This is a genomic window from Paenibacillus sp. WG02 (assembly GCF_055396115.1).
In genome coordinates, this window is the sequence record NZ_AP036016.1 from 4,053,761 (window position 1) to 4,074,254 (window position 20,494).

General features: G+C 45.9%; 14 protein-coding genes and 1 pseudogene. 14 read left to right on the top strand and 1 reads right to left on the bottom strand.

The window, feature by feature from the left end:
• Nucleotides 1–217 precede the first annotated feature (217 nt).
• From ACBP55_RS18125 to ACBP55_RS18150, 6 genes are all read left to right on the top strand, one after another.
• On the top strand, nt 218–502 hold the full coding sequence (locus tag ACBP55_RS18125) for a hypothetical protein (RefSeq protein WP_464653057.1): 285 nt from the start codon (nt 218–220) through the stop codon (nt 500–502).
• A gap of 266 nt (nt 503–768) precedes the next feature.
• The gene (locus ACBP55_RS18130; protein WP_464653058.1) at nt 769–1,296 is read left to right on the top strand and encodes a DinB family protein; all 528 of its coding nucleotides are present in this window, start codon (nt 769–771) and stop codon (nt 1,294–1,296) included.
• Between the two features lie 38 nt (nt 1,297–1,334).
• Nucleotides 1,335–1,769 carry an SRPBCC domain-containing protein gene (locus ACBP55_RS18135; protein WP_464653059.1) on the top strand — a complete coding sequence of 145 codons (435 nt, stop codon included), beginning with the start codon at nt 1,335–1,337 and terminating at the stop codon, nt 1,767–1,769.
• The gene (locus ACBP55_RS18140) at nt 1,766–2,563 is read left to right on the top strand and encodes a lipid II flippase Amj family protein (RefSeq protein ID WP_464653060.1); all 798 of its coding nucleotides are present in this window, start codon (nt 1,766–1,768) and stop codon (nt 2,561–2,563) included. The genes ACBP55_RS18135 and ACBP55_RS18140 overlap by 4 nt, the downstream gene beginning before the upstream one ends.
• An 83-nt stretch (nt 2,564–2,646) precedes the next feature.
• Entirely contained in the window at nt 2,647–3,525 is an 879-nt protein-coding gene (locus ACBP55_RS18145; RefSeq protein ID WP_464653061.1) for a radical SAM/SPASM domain-containing protein, read from the top strand.
• A 144-nt stretch (nt 3,526–3,669) separates the two neighbouring features.
• Complete coding sequence (locus tag ACBP55_RS18150) at nt 3,670–5,616, top strand: ATP-dependent DNA helicase (protein WP_464653062.1); 1,947 nt, start codon at nt 3,670–3,672, stop codon at nt 5,614–5,616.
• A gap of 18 nt (nt 5,617–5,634) precedes the next feature.
• On the opposite strand, the gene ACBP55_RS18155 is transcribed toward ACBP55_RS18150, so the two are convergent.
• Nucleotides 5,635–7,434: an ABC transporter substrate-binding protein gene (locus ACBP55_RS18155; RefSeq protein WP_464653063.1), complete on the bottom strand. Its 1,800-nt coding sequence runs from the start codon at nt 7,432–7,434 to the stop codon at nt 5,635–5,637.
• A 143-nt stretch (nt 7,435–7,577) separates the two neighbouring features.
• On the opposite strand from ACBP55_RS18155, the gene ACBP55_RS18160 reads away from it, so the two are divergent.
• From ACBP55_RS18160 to icmF, 8 genes and pseudogenes are all read left to right on the top strand, one after another.
• The gene (locus tag ACBP55_RS18160; RefSeq protein ID WP_464653064.1) at nt 7,578–9,080 is read left to right on the top strand and encodes a DUF4153 domain-containing protein; all 1,503 of its coding nucleotides are present in this window, start codon (nt 7,578–7,580) and stop codon (nt 9,078–9,080) included.
• A 474-nt stretch (nt 9,081–9,554) separates the two neighbouring features.
• Nucleotides 9,555–10,958, top strand: coding sequence for an MFS transporter (locus tag ACBP55_RS18165; protein ID WP_464653065.1), 1,404 nt, complete (start codon nt 9,555–9,557; stop codon nt 10,956–10,958).
• 290 nt (nt 10,959–11,248) lie between these two features.
• Nucleotides 11,249–12,382, top strand: a complete 1,134-nt coding sequence (locus ACBP55_RS18170; RefSeq protein ID WP_464653066.1) for an acyl-CoA dehydrogenase — start codon at nt 11,249–11,251, stop codon at nt 12,380–12,382.
• Between the two features lie 36 nt (nt 12,383–12,418).
• Nucleotides 12,419–13,570, top strand: a complete 1,152-nt coding sequence (gene mmgD / locus ACBP55_RS18175) for a citrate synthase (RefSeq protein WP_464653067.1) — start codon at nt 12,419–12,421, stop codon at nt 13,568–13,570.
• Between the two features lie 29 nt (nt 13,571–13,599).
• Nucleotides 13,600–15,016: pseudogene (locus ACBP55_RS18180) on the top strand (bifunctional 2-methylcitrate dehydratase/aconitate hydratase).
• Nucleotides 15,017–15,055: 39 nt separating this feature from the next.
• Entirely contained in the window at nt 15,056–15,964 is a 909-nt protein-coding gene (gene prpB / locus ACBP55_RS18185) for a methylisocitrate lyase (protein ID WP_464653068.1), read from the top strand.
• An 86-nt stretch (nt 15,965–16,050) separates the two neighbouring features.
• Entirely contained in the window at nt 16,051–17,193 is a 1,143-nt protein-coding gene (locus ACBP55_RS18190; RefSeq protein ID WP_464653341.1) for an acyl-CoA dehydrogenase, read from the top strand.
• A gap of 26 nt (nt 17,194–17,219) precedes the next feature.
• Complete coding sequence (gene icmF / locus ACBP55_RS18195; protein WP_464653342.1) at nt 17,220–20,492, top strand: fused isobutyryl-CoA mutase/GTPase IcmF; 3,273 nt, start codon at nt 17,220–17,222, stop codon at nt 20,490–20,492.
• Nucleotides 20,493–20,494 lie beyond the last annotated feature (2 nt).

A 20,494-nucleotide genomic window follows, 5' to 3' on the forward strand; every position in this document is an offset into this window, starting at 1 on the left:
TAATTTCCCCTTTGCTACCCTCAAACGGAGCATGCCGGGTGAATTAGATGTAGGAAATGCAGGTAATTCATGAAAGAAGAGTAGTTGAAGCAGAATTAACTGTATGTTTTACATCAAATATTGTTCGAGTGCTCCAACGGTGGCTGGGAACATGTTATAGTACTTGGAACCTACTATTGGCTCTCGGTACTTGGACTTGGAACTTGGATCATGGCACTTGGATTTTGGATTTTGGATTTTGGATTTTGGAACTTGGATCTTGGATCTTGGCACTTGGAACTTGGAACTTGGAATATGGAACTTGGATTTTGGAGCTTGGCACTTGGATCTTGGCACTCGGTACTTGGATCTTGGAACTTGGACTTGGCACTTGGAACTTGGACTTGGCACTTGGCACTTGGATCTTGGCACTTGGATCTTGGCACTTGGATCTTGGATCTTAGAACTTGCTCTTGGCACTTGGAACTTGCTCTTGGCTCTTGCTCTTAGCACTTGGAACTAGGAACTGTCAGTGGTTGTTATTGTAGTTGTAGTTGTTGTAGTAGTAGTAGTAGTAGTTGTTGTTGTTGTTCTTTTCTTGTTCTTTTTCATATTGTTGTTCGTGTTTTCACTATTTTAGTAGAAACAGTTTCTTAAAAATTTAGACTAGTGGAAATAACCGATCGGAAGTTTGATAGAGTCGTTTAATACGAAAAGCAGGGAAAATCTACCAAAAGCACGAATCTAATTAAGATAATCGTAACGATTAAACAAGGAGCGAATGTTCAGATGTACGATACACCCAACCTATTTTTAATCACAGACATACCAGGGTATGCGCCTCAAATTAGCAGGCTGATGTCAATGATGAATTACGCAAGAAGTACGACACTGAGAAGTGTGGAAGGACTCACTACCGAGCAATTAGACTACACTATCGATGAGACAAGCAACTCGATCGGCTCTTTGCTGCTGCACTTCGCAGCTGTTGAGGTTGCTTATCAGTTGGAGACTTTCGAGCACCGTGACTTGAAGGAGGAAGAAATGAAAATTTGGGGAGCAGCTCTCAAGCTTGGTGATCAAGGAAGAGCTGAAATTAAGGGAAATAATCTCGATTATTATCTCAAAATCTTAAGCGATGTGCGCAGCAAAACGTATGAGGTTTTCAAGACAAAAACCGATGATTGGTTATATGAGGAGTATCCATTCTGGGGGAACCAGCCAGCCAACCATTACTTCATGTGGTACCACGTGTTTGAAGATGAGATTAATCACCGGGGACAGATTCGTTGGATGAGAAAACGACTTCAGGTTTAAAATCAGTGAATTTTATCCCGATAGGAGGTAAAAAAGAGATGAATACCAACAAACCAGTTGGTCTGACCGCTTCGGTTGGCTTTCAAATTGGTGTTAGACGGACACTTCCCTTTTTCCATGAGGAAGCTTGGGAGTTGCTGACTTCAACACGAGGGCGAAGGCTTTGGTTAGGTGATGCGGCGACAGCCCAGATCGTGAAGGGTCACAAGTTCGTGACGCAAGAAGGAACAACGGGGGAATTTCGTATCGTGAAGCCGCTGGAGCAGCTTCGATTGTCATGGCAGCCTGCTGGCTTCCCGAATGCGTCAACCCTACAAATTCGTCTGCTGCCTGCCGCCAGTCCAGGGAAAACAACGATTAGCTTTCATCAAGAGAAGCTGGACAGCGCGGGGCAGAGAGAAGCCATGAAAGGACATTGGGAAGAGGTCATCAGCGGGTTACTAGCTCTTGCTGAGGATAAGTCTATACGATGACGAACACGCTCATACTGGTCTTCATTCTGACGATGATTATCCACACAGCAGAGACGTTGTCATACTCGATTCGGTATGCTGGTGTGCGAGTGAACAAGTTGGCGGTGGCACTCTCTTTAGTTGGCATCGTCGTCTTAGTATCGCGCACAGCGAATTTGATTCAGGCGCCAATGACTGCGCATTTCGTTGATTTCGCGAAGAGCGAGCCGACCTTCGATTTGGAACGATACCTGCGAATCAGTTTATTCGCCTCGTCAATCGGGACACTGATTGCGATTGCTTTATTTCCGTCTTTTATCAATCTTAGCGTTCGAGTCATTTCCCGGTTGGAAATTGCAGGATCGATTCCGAAACTCATAACGAGTGTAACGGTGTCACAATTGAAGAACACGAAAAAATATTTGAAGAAGCCAAATGTCAAGCTGCTGAGTCAGTTCCGTTATTTGGGGATTCCAAAACGATTTCTTTTGATTAATATTATGGTGACAGCTTTCTATTCGGTGGGTGTGCTTTCTTCCTTATATGCCGCGCATTTATTACCTGAATTTGCAACGACAGCATCGCAAGCATCTGGACTTATTAACGGTATTGCTACTATTTTGCTTACCATATTCATAGATCCGCAGTTAGGTCTTATTACGGACAAGGCTCTACATGATGAATCGCAACGTAGACAGCTTGGCAAGATTTATGCACTGCTCATGACATCTCGATTTCTGGGAACACTGCTAGCGCAAGTTTTCCTTATTCCGTCTGCTCATTTTATTGGATGGATGGTCAAATGGTTTTTCTAATTGTTCGATTTCCTTTCCTTCATGGGGCTTGCTTGGTATAATAGCAAATATCATAGGAGCGCAGCTAGAAACGGAGCCATAGAATGAAGAAGTTCAAGAAATTTTATATCGAAATTACAAGTGTTTGTAACTTGGCCTGTACCTTCTGCCCACAAACGAAGCGCCAAGCTAATTTTATCAAAATCGATACCTTTACTAATATATTAGAACAAATTAAGCCGCATACGGACCACATTTATTTGCATGTCAAAGGGGAACCTTTGCTGCATCCGAAGATTGACGAACTGCTGGATTTGAGCCATGAGAAAGGCTTCAAGGTCAATATTACAACCAACGGTACGCTGATTAACAAAAATAGACACAAACTGCTGGATAAACCGGCGCTGCGGCAAATGAATTTCTCCTTGCACAGCTTTGATGGCCACGAAGGATCTGAGGATAAGGAAGGATATGTTACGAGTATCCTGCGATTTGCTAAGGAAATCGTTGCCAAGTCCAATGTGATTATCTCCTTCCGTTTGTGGAATCTAGATACGGACAATCAGACGAATCAAGAGCGGCAGCGAAACCGTGAAGTGCTGGAGTTGCTCGAGAAAGAGTTCGAACTTGATTACAAAATCGATGAGAAATTCGTTCGAGGTACGGGTGTTAAGCTGGCCGATCGCGTCTATTTGAATCAGGATCATGAATTCCAGTGGCCGGATTTGAAGGCGGAAGAAATTGAAGGGCCGGGCTTCTGTCACGCATTGCGGAATCAAGCAGGTATTCTTGTGGATGGCACTGTGATTCCTTGTTGTCTAGATGGAGAAGGGGTTATTAATCTGGGTAATATCAACCAAACTCCTTTTTCCGAAATCGTTGAGGGTGAGCGAGCGAACCGGTTGTTTGAGGGCTTTTCCAGACGTGAAGTCGTCGAGGAATTGTGCCGCAAGTGCGGATATCGCGAACGTTTTAGTATCTAAAATAAGTGGAGCTCATTCTTGCAGCATGTGTGCTGGGGAATGGGCTTTTTTCTTATGATTCTTTTAAATCAAATCTTTGCTTTTAAGCCGCATACGTGGGATAATATAAGTTTGATTGAATTCTATTTGTTGGGGGCACATTACGTGGGACGTTATCCATTTGCATATGATCACGCACAGCCATTCATGCAGCAGGTTTCTGACTGGATTGCGGATATATTTTATGAAGTTTTGCCTGAAGCGGGCTTTGAGGTGCGTGACGAACAGATTTACATGGCGTTCCAGCTAGAACGAGCTTTTGCTGAGAAATCGACCATTTTTGCGGAAGCAGGGGTAGGTACAGGAAAAACGCTTGTCTATTTATTGTATGCGATATGTTACTCGCGTTTCATGAAGAAACCGGCTATCATCGCTTGTGCGGATGAATCTTTGATTGAGCAATTGGTCAAGCCCGGTGGGGATATTGATAAAATATCGCGTCACTTGGATCTCGTAATTGATGCGCGACTTGCCAAATCGCCTGACCAATACGTATGTCTCGTCAAGCTTGATGAGGCTCGATTCGGACATGAGGATACCGGCTTAAATAGAGAGCTGCATGAAGGTCTTCCTGACTTCGTTCACACACGTGAAGCGCTGCAAACCTTTCATGCTTATGGGGACCGTAAAAACTACCCACACTTGAATGATGAACAGTGGAGCAAAGTGAGCTGGGATGCCTATCAGGATTGTTTCGTCTGTGATAAGCGCCATCGCTGCGGTCAAACGTTATCTCGTGAAGCGTATCGACGATCGGCGGATCTGATTATCTGCTCGCACGATTTCTACATGGAACATGTATGGACGTACGACGGAAGAAAGCGTGAAGGCCAGCTTCCTTTGCTGCCGGATCATTGTACGGTTGTTTTCGATGAAGGACATCTGATGGAATCGGCTGCTCAGAAAGCATTAACGTACAAGCTGAAGCATATGGTGTTCGAGGAATTAGTGGTTCGTTTGTTAAAAGGAGAAGTACGCGAGACGTTAGCCGTCTGTATTGATCAGGCCATTGAGCAAAGCGAGCTCATGTTCGAAGTACTTGAAAGCTGCTGTCAACCGATTGTTGGATCGGATCGTAAGCAGATTGTCATCAATGACCGATTGCTGCGTGAGATCCATCGACTAAGTGATATTCTATCGGAGATTGAAGAGGAGCTTGTCTTTGAAGGTGAGATGTTCACATTAAACGACTACCAGCTTAAGATCGTGGAAGAACATTTGGAAATGATGCAGAAAGCGCTGGCTTTGTTCCGCAATGATCAAACCTTCATTTGTTGGGCCACGGAAAGCATTACAGGGCTTAGCCTAGTCATTATGCCGAGAACCGTAAAAGAAGTGCTGAAAGAACATGTGTTTTCTTCCAAAATGCCAATTGTATTCTCATCGGCTACTCTGTCTGTTGAGGGTTCATTCGATTATGTGGCTAACAGTTTGGGCCTAGATAAGTATCTATCCTTTTCTGTAAATTCTCCTTTTGATTATGCAGAGCGGATGGAAGTGATTGCCCCCAAATGGACGTCTGGCGGTACGTTTCAAGAAAAGATGGAAACCGCGGTTCAGTTGTTAAAAAGAACAGAAGGAAGAGCACTTATTCTGTTCCCTACACACGAGGAACTGCAGCGGTTTAAGCGAGAAATCAAAGGTCGCTCAGATTGTTCGGAATTGACGTTCTTGTTTGAAGGAGATCAAGAAATCAGCCATTTGATTGCCTCTTTCCAGGGTGATGAACACAGCGTGTTGTCAGCAGTCACCCTATGGGAAGGACTCGATATACCGGGTCCTTCGTTGTCCAATGTCATTGTCTGGTCGCTGCCGTTTCCTCCGCAAGATCCTGTATTCAATGCGAAGCGTCAAGCATCAACCTCACCGTATGAAGAGGTAGACATTCCTTATATGCTGTTAAGGCTTAGACAGGGAATAGGGCGCTTGATCAGAACGCGTGAAGACAGTGGAATTATTGCCATCTTCAATGATGAGCTGCACGATAACGTGGTGCTTCGTGAGCACATTGTTCGCATATTACCCGATGGAGTTACGCTGAAGAGTGAGTAGTTTGCTTCAAGGATGGTTCTAGGTGAACCAAAGGTCGCGAAATCGCACCCATCCAAGCGAATCGAGGGAGATGCCGCGAATCGATGGATGGTAAGCGGTTTTGAGATGTTTTCGATATAGAAATAGCAAGCTATGGCGCTGCTTGAGCTGGGATTCCAACTGCTCGAGCAGCGCCATTCTGCGTTTCGGGTCGGACTCGGAACGCAGCAGTCTCAAGCTGTCATCGAGCATGGTCTGCACTTCTGGCGCAGCATGCTGCCGCATGCTTTTGTACATATCGTAGAGCCGCAGCTCACGATGCTCGTCAAGCATGACAGCAAATAGCAGCAGATCCGCTGTCATGCGCTGTTCGCCTTTGAATTCCTCGGCGGGAATCAGCAGGATTTCTAGTAATATACCGGACATGGCATACATTTTCTGCAAAAGGAGCGCGTCCTGTTCATACTGCGGGATGGTCGCCAGCTTCAGCACATCACCCTTGTAGCCGGCGAATGCTAGCAGCTGTTCGACTTGAATTGACTGTTCCGTCGTGTTAATTACATGATTGGAATCATCCGTGTCTTGTTTTGGCTGTAAGAAGAAGCTGCTTGCCGCTTCAATCACATCGCCCGAGAGCTGTTCCAGCAAATAGGATTGATTCAAGCCTAAGTTAAGTGCCTCGCGGATGAAAGGATCTTTTAACGGTCCGTCTTTTAATTCATTCACGGTCATGAATTTCGTGGTCATGCCAGATTGCCGTACTTGCTGCCAACGCTGTGCTTCCATGTCTGAAATTCGCACATTGTGCATGACTTGGAAGGGCTGTTTTTGCGCTGATAATTCCGTCTGTTCATTCTCCGGTAATGTCCATACCTCGACCCGATCCAAGAACCCGCGTCCTTGAAAATAAGCAGGAAAAGCTTCCAAGATCCAAATGCCTTGTTCATGCCCAATTAATCGGAAAGGTCCTGTGCCAACAGGCGACTTATCCATCCGTCCGCTGGCTGCTTCACACACATCTGCTGGGACGATTGAAGCGCGATTAGTAGTTAAGAATCCCAGAAATAATTCGTTGCGTTCAGACAATTGAATACATACCGTTGTTTCATTCGGTGTTGTAATGTCAATGATGCCTGCATAAGCCCAGCTGTACAGACCGCGCGGCGCTAAGTGCCTAAGCCGTTCGAGAGAATATTTCACATCACTCGCCAGCATCTCATGGCCATGATGAAACTGCACGCCTTTGCGCAAATAAAAGGTCCATAGAGTGCGCGAATCATCGACATCCCATGCGTGAGCCAGATGCGGAAGAATCTGATCCCCTTTGGCATCCATGCGAACGAGTCCATCGAAGAGTTGGTTCACCAAATGGGATTCCCCGGCATAATGAATGGCTGCAGGGTCTAAGGCATGAATCGTTTGAGTGAGCGGGAAACGCAAAATATCCGTCCGCCGCTGACCCCGCACTTCAGACCGAAAGCCGAATTGTCCCGACAACCAAACTTGGAATTGTTCTCGCAGGGAAGAAGCCTGTTCGGCTGCTTGCAGCAGTTCAAGTGCAGAATGCAAATCCTGTTTCGCAACTAATTCCTTAGCTTCCTCCATAAGCATATCTTCTTTTCGCGCATGGAATATAAGGGTCGAGCGGTTGCCGCGGCCTTTCTTGGGCAGCCAAGTGAGCCACTCTTCCTGCTGCATTCGCTTCAGTAACAGCACCATATTGCGGTGCGTACAGTCCAAATGTAACGCTAGCTCTTCTAGCGTTATTTCGAGTGGATGCTCTTCATGGACATCGGGAAATGAGCGTCGAAGTGTCAAATAATGTTTGCGTATTTTCACACTTTAGCCTCCGAAACAAAATATGAAATTATGAAATTTAAACTTACACTTTTTGTTCTTGTTTTACAGGTTACAATAAAAGGGAGGAAATAACAAACGCTTAGGTCGCCTTACCATTTGTAAAACAAAGGAGATTAAGTCCAATGAGAGATCCTGCTCCATGGCAAAGAAAATACGGTTTAATGCTTGTGTACGCATGTTTATTTGGTTTCATGGTTCAATACATGTTTTTTGAGCATGCACCTGGCATCTCAGTTCTGATTAGTGTGGTTGGCTTTTACAGCCTTTACTTTTATGCCATAAAGGGACGATTAGGCGGCTTTGAGCCGTGGGAAGGACAAAATAAAGCGGGTTGGTTCCTTTTGGCTCCAGTTGTATTAATTGCTTTGACGTATACATTGTTTGCTAACCAACTGTTCCATACGCTTAATATACTTGCCTTACCCATCTGCATGGCGATGCAGACAATTGTCTTATCTCGCAATAGTAAGCATGCATGGTATCATGCAACATTCCTGCAGGATCTGCTCAGACATTGCTTTGGCAGGCCGATAGCATACTTGTCTGTACCTTTTGGGATGATCAAAGCCTGGCTGCCAAGTAGAAAGACCGAGAACGATTCCTCTTGGGGAAAAATAGGGAAAGTTGCTGCAGGCCTCTTGCTGGCAGCCCCCATTTTGTTTATCGTTATTGGGTTGTTAGCTTCTGCGGATCGTGTATTTGAATCTTGGGTGACCCAAATTCCGCATTGGTTCAAAGGATTATCGGTTGCCGAGGGCATTGTACGTACCGGTTTTGCGATTGGAATAACCCTATACACGTTCTGCTATTTATGGGGAATTCTTTTTCCAAAAGTCATCGAAGTGAGCCAAACGCCTCAAGAGCTCAGTGAGGAATCAGCCGCAGAAAGCAAAAAGAAATTGATTGATCCAATAACCGCCGGTACTTTACTCGTGTGTGTTAACGTTGTTTACGTGCTGTTCGCGATCATTCAGTTCACCTATTTATTCGGAGCAGCGAATGGGCTTTTACCAGATGGTGTGCTCTATGCGGAGTACGCGAGAAGAGGGTTTGCTGAGCTTGTTGCGGTCGCTATCATCAATATCTCACTGCTGTTTCCTGGCTTGCATTGGATCCGCCGCAGCGGTCATGTGGGTGAATCTATTCGAAAAGGGCTGCTGACGATGCTTGTCGGATGCACGATCGTGATGCTTATTTCCGCGTATGGAAGGCTTTCGTTGTATGAAGAAGCTTATGGCTTCACGCAAACGAGACTACTTGTTCATGGTTTCATGATTTTCTTAGGCGTTCTGTTTATCATTGCTTTTTTCCGAATTTGGATGGAGCGGATGTCCTTGTCTAAAGCGGTTATCACAACGGCAATCCTGAGCTACTTGGTGATGAATTATATGAATATTGAACAACGAATCGTCATCAATAACATGGAGAGGTACGAAAGAACGGGAATCATCGACCTTGCCTATTTGGGGAGACTCTCAACCGACGTAGTCCCGCCGCTTAAGGAACTGCAAATCAAGCATCCTGAGTTGGTGCCGCTACAAGCAACCATAGATCGTATTAAAGCACACTCTGGAGATGATTCATGGTCTGCCTGGAATTTATCCAAGTATTTAGCAAGACGGTAATTTTAATAAAATCATAAGATTGGGATTTGTTTTCAAACAATTGGTGCTTTTGAAGGTCAAATGCCTGCTACCCGCGAACTCTTGGTTAATGGTTTCTATGAGCAGCATCATAACAACAACAATACATACCAGGTGAATTTGTATTTGTTAGCGAAAGTTACTTATGCAATAGTGAGTGTGGATGTATACGAATTAGGGCCATTTTAAAGACTGCTTATTCTCTGGCGACAGAGAGTTGGCAGTTTTTTTGTAGTCGAAGCTTTCGGCCTAAGCTCTCACTAAAGGACGGCGTATGCCAATTATTTTTATTGTGTTAACTACTATACATGAGAACGTGCGTTTGGTACACTGGAGTTAAACCTAAGCTGGAAAGAAATGGGGTGAATCAAGGAGTAAATAATCGTCAGATCGTTGTAATGAAATTGAAAGTGAAATTAAATTGAAATTCATAAAAGAGGAAGGAAGTCTATTGAAATGAATATCGTGGAAAGTCAATCCAACGCTGTAGAGGACAACTCAGAAATAAAGAAAAGTGTCCTTTGGATTTATTATGTTATCTTTTTTGCTGTATTGAATGAATCTGTATTCAATGTATCCACGCCAAGCATCGCTGAGCAGTTCGGGCTGGACGCTTCCGGTGTAAGCTGGGTAGTGACGATCTTTTTTATCGTCTTCGGTATGGGCATGGTTATATTCGGAAAGCTTTCCGATATCTACAGCATCAAAAAGCTAATTACAATCGGAATCTCCCTATACGCTTTTGGGTCAATTCTCGGTTTTGTATGCCAATCGTGGTACCCGGCTGTTATTTTATCTCGGGCCATTCAAGGGGCTGGCGGATCAGCAATCCCAGCATTGATATTCGTCATGGTAGCCCGATTTTTCACTGTGAAAGAGCGGGGGAGAATGTTTGGCATCATCACATCGACCGTTTCATTCGCAATTGGGATTGGTCCAGTTCTTGGCGGCTATATTGCTGGATCGTTCCATTGGGCCTTTTTGTTTCTTGTTTCGGTGCCGGTAGTCATCGCTATTCCTTTTTTCCAAAGGTTCCTGCCCGTGGAACCACGTAAAACAGGTAAATTGGATGTTGTAGGAGCGGTACTGCTAGGGATTGTTATATCGATGCTAATCTTATTCACAACAAATGGAAACTGGATATACTTGGGAATCGTGCTGATCGCGTTTATCCTATTTATCGTACAGATTCGCCGAGCGAAGGAACCGTTTGTCGAGCCTGCACTTTTCAAGAATTCGCTTTACAGAAATGGTCTTATCATCGGCTTTCTCATTTTTGGCACCGTGATGTCGGTCATGTTCGTTATTCCACTGATGCTAAGAAAGATATATGGCCTAGATACGGAACATATTGGGCTCATTATGTTTCCAGGAGCTATCAGCGCGGTTGTCTTCGGAAAAATTGCCGGCAATATGACGGTTAAGCGAGGAAGCCATTATGTCGTCTATTTAGGACTAATTTTAATCGCGGCAAGTCTTCTTCTGCAATCTTCAGCGATCGGACTTTGGGTGTGGTACATTGGAACAGCGCTCATTTTGATGTACATCGGATTTTCTTTCATGCAAACGGCATTAACGGAAAGTATTACGCAAATTTTGCCGGTGCATCAAATTGGCGTCGGGATGGGCTTTTTCAATATGACATCAACGATTTCCGGAGCGGTTGTGACGGCACTCGTTGCCAAAGTGATGGAGAAAGAACTGCTCGCTTTCCCGCTTCATCCGCTCATTTCAGACTCACACGCCTTCTTGTATGGCAATCTGATTCTGATCTTATGCTTAATTGTTATGGCAAGCACATTGCTCTATTTCGCATCTTTCGGTAAGACCAATCAGGAGCTGGTCAATGAACCGGTATAAATAATGGAAGTACATTGAACAAGGAAGAGCCGACCTGTACTAAGGTCTGGCTCTTCCTTTTTTTCAACCGGGGGATTTGAAATTTGTAGGTTGGGATGCTCTTTATTATGATCATGGCGAAGCGTTGATTAAAATCATGCAGCCCCGAAGGTATAAGCATTTGGATAAGGGTGTATATATAAAACATAAATATGAAAGCGATTACAGCTTGTCCGATTCCCAATCCATCGACGAAATAGAACCTCGGCAGCACATGAAGGAATGTCCATCATGTCGAAGGAGGCAGACGAATGCATGTGTCCTATACGGATGAACAGAACATGATTCGTTCCATGGTGCGTGATTTTGCGATTAACGAGGTAGAGCCGACGGCAGCACAGCGGGATGAAGAAGAGAGATTTGATCGAGTTTTGTTTGACAAAATGGGAAAGCTTGGTTTGACGGGTATTCCGTGGCCGAAAGCGTACGGTGGACTCCAGTCCGATTTTCTGACGTATTCTATGGTCATTGAAGAGCTTTCTAGGGTATGTGGCTCCACAGGAGTCATGCTTTCTGTTCATACCTCTCTAGTCAGTTGGGCGATTTACAAGTATGGCACGGAAGAACAGAAACAAACGTATTTGCTGCCTTTAGCACAAGGCAAGAAGCTGGGAGCTTATAGCTTGACGGAAAGCGGTTCCGGCTCCGATGCTGGGGCGATGAGGACAACAGCGATCAAGGACGGGGACAGTTATGTCCTCAACGGCTCCAAGCTATTTGTTACTAACGGAGGGGAGGCGGAGGTTTACATCGTTTTTGCGATGACAGATGTACAGCAAAGGCAAAAAGGGTGCAGCGCCTTTATCGTGGAAAAGGGGACTTCTGGATTCATTTTTGGCAGTAAAGAGAAGAAACTAGGCATCCGATCATCTCCGACTTTGGAACTCAGGTTTGAGAATTGCCGTTTACCTATGGAAAACTTGCTAGGGCCTGAGGGCGAAGGGTTCCGAATTGCCATGAAAAGTCTGGATGGCGGACGTATCGGCATTGCTGCACAAGCACTTGGCATTGCGCAAGGCGCACTAGATGCATCAATTGCCTATGCAAAAGAAAGAAAAAAGCCGATTGGCGGGCAGCAAACGATGGCTTTTCAAATCGCTGATATGGCAACGCAGATTGAAGCAGCTAGACTGCTTACTTATCAGGCCGCCTGGCGGGAAAGCAAGGGGTTAACCTATGGCAAACAAGCTGCAATTGCCAAGCTTTTCGCCAGTGATACCGCCGTAAAGGTGTGCATTGAGGCTGTGCAAATTTTTGGAGGGGACGGTTATACCAAGGATTTCCCTGTGGAGCGGTTTTTGCGCGATGCGAAGGTGACCCAAATATACGAAGGGACGAACGAGATTCAGCGTATTGTGATATCCCGAATGCTTCTTGCCGACTGAAGGAAGTGAACGAATGGAGGAAGGGAGAGCGATGAGATGAGTGACTACTATGTGCCTGGACTTGAAAATGTCATTGCTAGCGAGACGAACATCTCGTATCTGGATGTGGAGAAGGAGGAAATTGTTGTTCGCGGGTATGACCTTATTGAGCTTGCCCAACACGTAACCTATCTGGACATTGTAGGCCTGCTTCTTAACGGAGCGCTGCCTAATCCAGATGAACGGCATTCGATCGAAGAGAAGTTGAGAACGGAATATGGATTACCTGATAATGTGAACGCGATTCTACAATTGCTCCCTGAGCAAGCCGACTTCATGGATGTTCTGCGAACAGGCATTTCAGCTATAGCAAGTTACGATGTCGATCTGGAGGATCGCTCCAGAGAAGCTAATACACGCAAAGCCATTCGATTGCTCGCGAAAGTGCCGGAAATCGTAGCCAACGGGTATCGTGCACAAACAAAGCAACCATTCATAGACTCACGGAAAGAGCTATCCTATACAGCAAATTTCTTATATATGATCACAGGACGTGTTCCTACCAAGATGGAAGAAGCCATCTTTGACCAATCCCTAATTGTCTATAGTGAGCATGAAATGCCAAACTCAACGTTTGCTGCGCGTGTAATTGCATCCACACAATCCGATCTTTACGGTGCCTTAACTGGCGCGGTTGCTTCACTCAAAGGAACTTTGCATGGTGGCGCGAATGAAGCGGTCATGGCAATGCTTTTGGAAGCGGGGTCGGAAGCCAATCTTGAAGCACTCATGTTACATAAATTAGCAAAGAAAGAACGAATTATGGGCTTTGGACATAGGGTTTATATGAAAAAAGCAGATCCCCGTGCACTGCTGATGAAAGAGGCACTAGCTGAACTCGCAATAGACAAAAATCAACCAGAACTCTACAACATGTGTGTCCTTGGGGAAGAAGTCATGAAGCGAGAAAAGAATTTGCATCCGAATTTGGATTATTATGCAGCTCCTGTTTACTATTTGCTTGGAATTCCAATTGATTTGTTTACACCGGTATTTTTGGCTGCCCGTACAATCGGCATTAGTGCGCATGTAATTGAACAACATGATAATAATCGACTCTTCCGGCCTCGAGTTCTTTATACTGGCCCCCGGGATCTTCACCCTTCGGAGCAGCAGAGTCGCTTAAGCAGAAAGGACGAATGCGAATGAGCAGTTCCGAATATCTGGAAAATAAGGAGATGACCTTTGACCCCTTAATCGAGGAAATTGCCGATTATACATTGGCAGAAGGGCTTGAAAGTGAGGAAGCTTATCATATCGCCCAGCATGTCTTATTGGATTCACTTGGCACCGGATTACTCGCCTTGCGATTTCCGGATTGTACGAAGCATTTGGGTCCGATTGTACCAGGTGCCAGTTTACCGGGCGGAGCCCGTGTGCCGGGGACAAGATACGAGCTAGACCCTGTCCATGCGGCATTCAATATTGGCTGTATGATTCGTTGGCTGGATTATAACGATACATGGCTGGCGGCCGAGTGGGGGCATCCATCGGATAATCTAGGCAGTATTCTTGCCGTTGCTGATTATGTTAGCCGCAGCCGAGCAGCTTGAGGGGAAAAAGCCGCTCTATATGAAGGATGTCCTCACCATGTCCATTAAAGCGCATGAGATTCAGGGAGTGCTTGCTCTTGAGAACAGTTTAAACCGTGTAGGGCTGGACCATGTTCATTTTGTGAAAATAGCTTCGACAGCCGTTGCTGCGTCAATGTTGGGGGCAAACAGAGAAGAGCTGTGCAGCGCGCTTTCCAACGCATGGATTGACGGGGCTAGCTTAAGAACGTATCGACACGCTCCAAATACAGGTTCCCGTAAATCATGGGCAGCCGGTGATGCGACTAGTCGCGGAGTACGGTTAGCTTTGATGGCTGTTGACGGGGAAATGGGTTATTCGTCGGCGCTTTCTGCGAAAAACTGGGGCTTCCAAGATGTGTTGTTTCAAGGAAAAGAACTCACATTAGGTCGTTCACTAGGCTCCTATGTGATGGAAAATATTTTATTTAAAATATCATTTCCCGCTGAATTCCATGCTCAAACCGCCGTCGAATGCGCTTTGCAGCTGTATCCTAAGGTACACAAGCGACTGGATGAAATTGCTCGCATCACATTGACTACCCATCAATCTGCGATTCGGATTATCGATAAGAAGGGACCGTTGCACAATCCTGCTGATCGGGATCACTGCCTGCAATACATGGTTGCGATCGGGCTGCTGTTTGGTACATTGACCGCTGAGCATTACGAAGAAATGGTCGCTAAGGATCCTCGGATCGATGCGCTTAGGGAGAAAATGGTCGTTGTTGAGGATGAGCAGTACAGCAAAGACTACTTGGATCCTGACAAGCGTTCGATCGCAAACGCGGTTCAAGTTCATTTCAATGACAGCACGAAAACGGAGAAAGTCATTTGTGAGTATCCGATCGGGCATTGCAGACGGCGTGAGGAAGGTTTGCCGAAGGTGATTGAGAAATATGAAGCCAATTTATTAACTCGTTTTCCACGTAAAAAAACAACGGAGATTTTGAAGTTATCCTTAGACTATGAGCGGTTGATTCAAACACCTGTTCATGAGTTTATGGCGCTTTTCATTATATGACCATTGGTCAATAAAATCAGCGAGAGGCAGGAGGTCTTTATGTCATGGCTGATTGAAGAAGAACCGGATCAACAACGATTGGCTGCTGAATTTCGTCAGCTTGTTCATTCAGGTCCGATTGTCAAAATCCCAGGAACCCACGACGGGATGGCGGCGAGAATAGCCAAACAGGCTCAATTTAAAGCCATATATTTATCTGGAGCTGCTTACACAGCTAGCAGGGGACTGCCTGATTTGGGTCTCATTTACTCGAATGAGGTGGCGGAACGTGCCCGAGAGCTGGTTCGGGCATCCGGTCTTCCTTTACTAGTCGATATAGACACCGGATTCGGCGGTATTTTAAACGCAGCACGAACAGCTAAGGAAATGGTGGAGGCGAAAGTCGCAGCCGTTCAGATAGAGGATCAGGATATGCCAAAGAAATGCGGCCATTTGAATGGCAAGAAGCTCATTTCGGCTGAGGAAATGGTTCAAAAAATTCGAACGATCAAAGCCGTGAGTCCTACGTTATTTATTGTTGCGCGTACGGACGCCAAAAGTGTCGAGGGCATGGATGAAGCGATTCATCGAGCAAAGCAATATCTCGCAGCTGGAGCGGATGCGATTTTTCCAGAAGCGTTGGAGAGTCAAAAGGACTTTCAACACTTCAGCCAAGAAGTGAGGGCCCCACTTTTAGCTAATATGACGGAATTCGGGCGAACTCCTTACTATACGACGGAGCAATTTGAAAGCTGGGGATTTCACATGGTCATTTACCCGGTCACTTCGCTTCGCGTAGCTGCCAAGGCCTATGAAAGAGTATTTGAGGAAATCCGTCAAACAGGAACTCAAAAGCGCTCTCTCAGCCAAATGCAAACCCGAAGTGAGCTGTATGAAACGATTCGCTATTACGATTATGAAGCATTGGATGAAAAAATTGCTAAAACGTTTTTGAATGAAAATGAGTAGCGGCCTTTGAACCATCCTCACTGATCTGCTGTTATCGGTGGGGTCTTTGCGTACACAGAAGTCATCAAGAGGAGGTCGTTATGGCTATGGACTTTGGCTTGTCAGAGGAACTGGAAATGGTTCGCCGGATGGTCCGTGATTTCGCCGAAAACGAGGTGGCACCGAGTGCTGCCCTTCGAGATGAAGATGAACGATTCGATCGGACCTTATTTGACAAAATGGGGGAGCTTGGTCTAACGGGTATTCCTTGGACTGAAGACTATGGCGGGCTTGGTTCCGATTATGTGACCTATTGTCTTGTTATCGAGGAACTGTCTCGTGTGTGTGCTTCTACCGGAATTACGTTGTCAGCACATATTTCACTTGCCGGCTGGCCTATGTTTACTTTTGGGACGGAGGAGCAGAAGATAAGATTTCTACGTCCAATGGCTGAAGGGAAGAAGCTTGGTACATTTGGTCTAACAGAAGTCGGCTCAGGCTCCGATATCGGTACCATGGAAACAACAGCCATACGAGATGGGGATTCCTTTGTTTTGAACGGATCTCAAAAATTCATTACCAATGCAGGCGCTGCAGACATTTATATCGTGTTGGCTTTGACAGACCCCTCGCAAAAGCATAAAGGCTGCAGCGCATTTATCGTAGAGAAAGATACACCCGGGTTTACGTTTGGCAAAAAGGAAAGAAAATTGGGCATTCGTTCATCACCGATGACGGGGATCCTCTTTGACAACTGCCGCATACCTATGGAAAACCTCCTCGGAAATGAAGGAGAAGGGTTGAAAATCGCCATGCGTGCGCTTGACGGAGCTAGAATTGGAATAGCGGCTCAGGCTGTGGGAATCGCGCAAGGAGCACTGGATGTTTCGTTGGCTTATGCCAAAGAACGCAAGCAGTTTGGAAAGCCAATTGCTCAGCAGCAGGCGATTGGCTTTAAGCTTGCGAATATGGCAACCAAAATTGAAGGTGCAAGATGGCTGACGTATCAAGCGGCTTGGCGCGAAAGTCAAGGGTTACCCTATGGCAAGGAATCTGCTTATGCCAAGCTTTTTGCTGGAGACACGGCCATGGAGGTGACGGTAGAAGCTGTTCAAATATTCGGGGGATATGGCTATACGAAAGCCTTCCCTGTTGAACGTTATATGAGGGATGCCAAGATCACGCAAATCTATGGAGGGACGAACGAAATCCAACGAGTGGTTATTTCTCGAAGCCTTCTGGCAGATTGAGGAAGGGAGGTACAGCCGTGTCAACAGTGGGTTCGGAAACCAATTATCGTGCGAAGCATAAGGTGAGATTCGTGACGGTTTCGGCTTTATTTGACGGCCACGATGTGTCCATAACGATTATGCGGCGAATTCTTCAAGCCAGTGGAGCGGAGGTCATTCATTTAGGGCATAACCGATCCGTTAGCGAGATTGTGCAAGCAGCTATTCAGGAGGACGTTCAGGGAATTGCCGTTTCATCCTATCAAGGCGGGCACGTCGAGTACTTTACTTATATGATTGATTTATTGCGGGAAAATGGGGCATCCGAGATCAAAGTCTTCGGTGGCGGTGGAGGAGTGATCCTTCCTTCGGAAATCAAAATGCTTCATGATTACGGCGTTACTCGCCTATTTTCGCCTGATGATGGAAGAGAGCTTGGCTTGCAAGGGATGATTAACTTCATGATGAAGGAGTGTGATTTTTGTAAGGTTTACGGCTATGTTCAAGGTAAAGAATTTGATGAAATAAGCGAGGTAGGGCAAATCAAGGATCATAGGTCAATAGCCCGCTTCATTACTGCTGCCGAATTAGCTTGCGAATGCAGGGAATCAATAACGGAGATAGAGACATTAAATAACATGCCTCCCAGTGGGGCCATATGTCCAGTTGTAGGCATCACAGGCACAGGCGGAGCGGGGAAAAGCTCCCTAACCGATGAAATTGTCCAACGTTTCCTGCGCCAGTACCCGGATAAAACGATTGCCATCCTATCGGTCGATCCAACCAAGCAGCGAAGCGGCGGCGCTTTGCTCGGGGATCGGATTCGCATGAATGCTGTTCATAACGACCGCGTCTATATGCGAAGTATGGCAACTCGGGGCTCGGGCAATGAGCTGTCGGTTGCTATTATTCCTGCCATTGCCGTCTTGAAGGCAGCCGGCTTTGATCTTGTTTTGGTGGAGACCAGCGGAATTGGTCAAGGCGATCATCAAATCACCGAAGTAGCCGATGTGTCGCTATATGTGATGACAAGCGAATTTGGTGCGCCTTCGCAATTAGAGAAGATTGATATGCTTGATTACGCAGACCTGATCGCGATTAATAAATTCGACCGCAGAGGCTCAGCGGATGCACTTCGAGATGTGAAGAAGCAAGTTCAGCGAAATCACGGTTTATTTGATAAAAATTTTGAAACCATGCCCGTCTATGGAACGATGGCTAGTCAATTTAACGATGCTGGCGTGGATATGTTATTCCGTGCGCTCATCGAGACCTTGAATCGTAAATGTGCTTTACAGTGGACTATTCAGAGCTCTTCGGCTGCATATGCGGCTAAGACTCATATCATAATACCGGCTGACCGTACACAGTATTTAGGAGAAATTGCGAATACGGTTCGGGCGTATCACTCATTTGCAGAAAGGGAAGTCGAGCTAGCCACTACCTGCTACAGAATTGAAGGGGCGATATCAGCTTTACAGCAAGAGCTCGGAGCAGACGAAAGTATCTCTGTCCTGCAAACACTTAAGATGAATGTCGAGAACCGCATGCATAAAGAAACTCGTCAGCTACTCGCTAAGTGGCCGGAGTTGCAAAGAAAATACACAGGCAAAACATTCACTACCCGAATAAGGGATAAAGAATATTTGACTGAGCTAACAACTTCAAGCTTGTCAGGGTTGGACATTCCGAAGGTGAGCCTGCCCAAATATCGCGATGCCGGTGACCTCATTCGTTGGATGTACCGTGAACATGTTCCGGGTGAGTTTCCCTTTACAGCAGGTGTATTTCCTTTCAAACGAACAGCGGAGGACCCCAAACGCCAGTTTGCAGGCGAAGGGACGCCGGAACGCACGAATCTACGATTTCATTATTTATCGCAGAATGATCAAGCCAAGCGTCTCAGCACCGCTTTCGACTCCGTCACTCTGTATGGGGAGGATCCTGATGAACGGCAGGACATTTATGGGAAAATCGGTGAGAGCGGGGTTAGTGTCTGTTCATTAGACGATATGAAAAAGCTGTATGCCGGGTTCGATCTATGTGATCCTTTGACTTCGGTTTCAATGACGATCAACGGACCTGCACCGATTCTTCTCGCGATGTACATGAACACGGCGATCGATTTCCAGATTGAACACTTTTCCCAGGAAAATGGCAGGCTGCCATACGATGATGAGGCGAACCAGATTCGCAGGCAGACGCTGAAGTCGGTGAGGGGGACCGTACAGGCTGACATTTTGAAGGAGGATCAGGGTCAGAATACGTGTATTTTTTCTACGGAGTTCGCACTGCGGATGATGGGCGATATTCAGCAATATTTTATCGATCATGAGGTCCGTAATTATTACTCGGTTTCTATTTCGGGCTATCACATTGCCGAGGCAGGGGCGAACCCGATCTCACAGCTCGCTTTTACACTGGCTAACGGATTTACCTATGTTGAGTATTATTTGGCTAGAGGCATGCCGATTGATGACTTTGCACCGAATCTGTCTTTCTTTTTCAGCAATGGGCTAGATCCGGAATATACGGTGATTGGACGAGTGGCGCGCCGAATTTGGGCAACGGTTATGAAGAACAAATACAACGCGAATGAACGAAGTCAAAAGCTCAAATATCATATCCAAACGTCGGGGCGATCTCTGCATGCGCAGGAAATTGATTTTAATGATATCCGAACCACGCTGCAAGCACTAATGGCGCTTCTTGATAATTGCAATTCGCTGCATACGAATTCGTATGACGAGGCGATAACGACACCAACGGAGGAATCTGTGCGCCGAGCAATGGCGATTCAATTGATCATTACAAAGGAGCTTGGATTTGTTAAAAACGAGAACATGCTGCAGGGTTCTTTCATTATTGAGGAATTAACTGATTTGGTTGAGGAGGCTGTGCTCCAGGAGTTAGAACGAATTAGCGAAAGGGGCGGTGTGCTCGGAGCCATGGAGTCTCAGTATCAAAGGGGTAAAATCCAGAATGAATCGATGCTGTATGAAATGAAAAAACATCATGGTGAGCTTCCAATAATTGGCGTGAATACATTCCTTCATCCCAACCCTTCCAAGAATACGGACATGAATATCCCGTTAGCTCGGGCAACGACGCAAGAAAAAGAGCAGCAAATTATGAATCTCAGGGAGTTCCTTTCGAGGAATCAAACCGAATCACCCAAAGTTTTGGCAAAGCTGCAGCAAATTGCGCTGGATGGAGGCAACATTTTCGCCGAATTGATGGAAACGGTCAAGGTAGCAAGCTTGGGGCAAATTACCCATGCGCTGTATCAGGTAGGCGGGCAGTATCGCAGAAATATGTAGCA

Excerpts from the sequence above, each read along its gene's own strand:
- ACBP55_RS18130 (WP_464653058.1), top strand. The coding sequence starts at position 769 with ATGTACGATACACCCAACCTATTTTTAATCACAGACATACCAGGGTAT.
- ACBP55_RS18135 (WP_464653059.1), top strand. The coding sequence starts at position 1,335 with ATGAATACCAACAAACCAGTTGGTCTGACCGCTTCGGTTGGCTTTCAA.
- ACBP55_RS18140 (WP_464653060.1), top strand. The coding sequence starts at position 1,766 with ATGACGAACACGCTCATACTGGTCTTCATTCTGACGATGATTATCCAC.
- ACBP55_RS18145 (WP_464653061.1), top strand. The coding sequence starts at position 2,647 with ATGAAGAAGTTCAAGAAATTTTATATCGAAATTACAAGTGTTTGTAAC.
- ACBP55_RS18160 (WP_464653064.1), top strand. The coding sequence starts at position 7,578 with ATGAGAGATCCTGCTCCATGGCAAAGAAAATACGGTTTAATGCTTGTG.
- ACBP55_RS18165 (WP_464653065.1), top strand. The coding sequence starts at position 9,555 with ATGAATATCGTGGAAAGTCAATCCAACGCTGTAGAGGACAACTCAGAA.
- ACBP55_RS18170 (WP_464653066.1), top strand. The coding sequence starts at position 11,249 with ATGCATGTGTCCTATACGGATGAACAGAACATGATTCGTTCCATGGTG.
- mmgD (WP_464653067.1), top strand. The coding sequence starts at position 12,419 with ATGAGTGACTACTATGTGCCTGGACTTGAAAATGTCATTGCTAGCGAG.
- prpB (WP_464653068.1), top strand. The coding sequence starts at position 15,056 with ATGTCATGGCTGATTGAAGAAGAACCGGATCAACAACGATTGGCTGCT.
- ACBP55_RS18190 (WP_464653341.1), top strand. The coding sequence starts at position 16,051 with ATGGACTTTGGCTTGTCAGAGGAACTGGAAATGGTTCGCCGGATGGTC.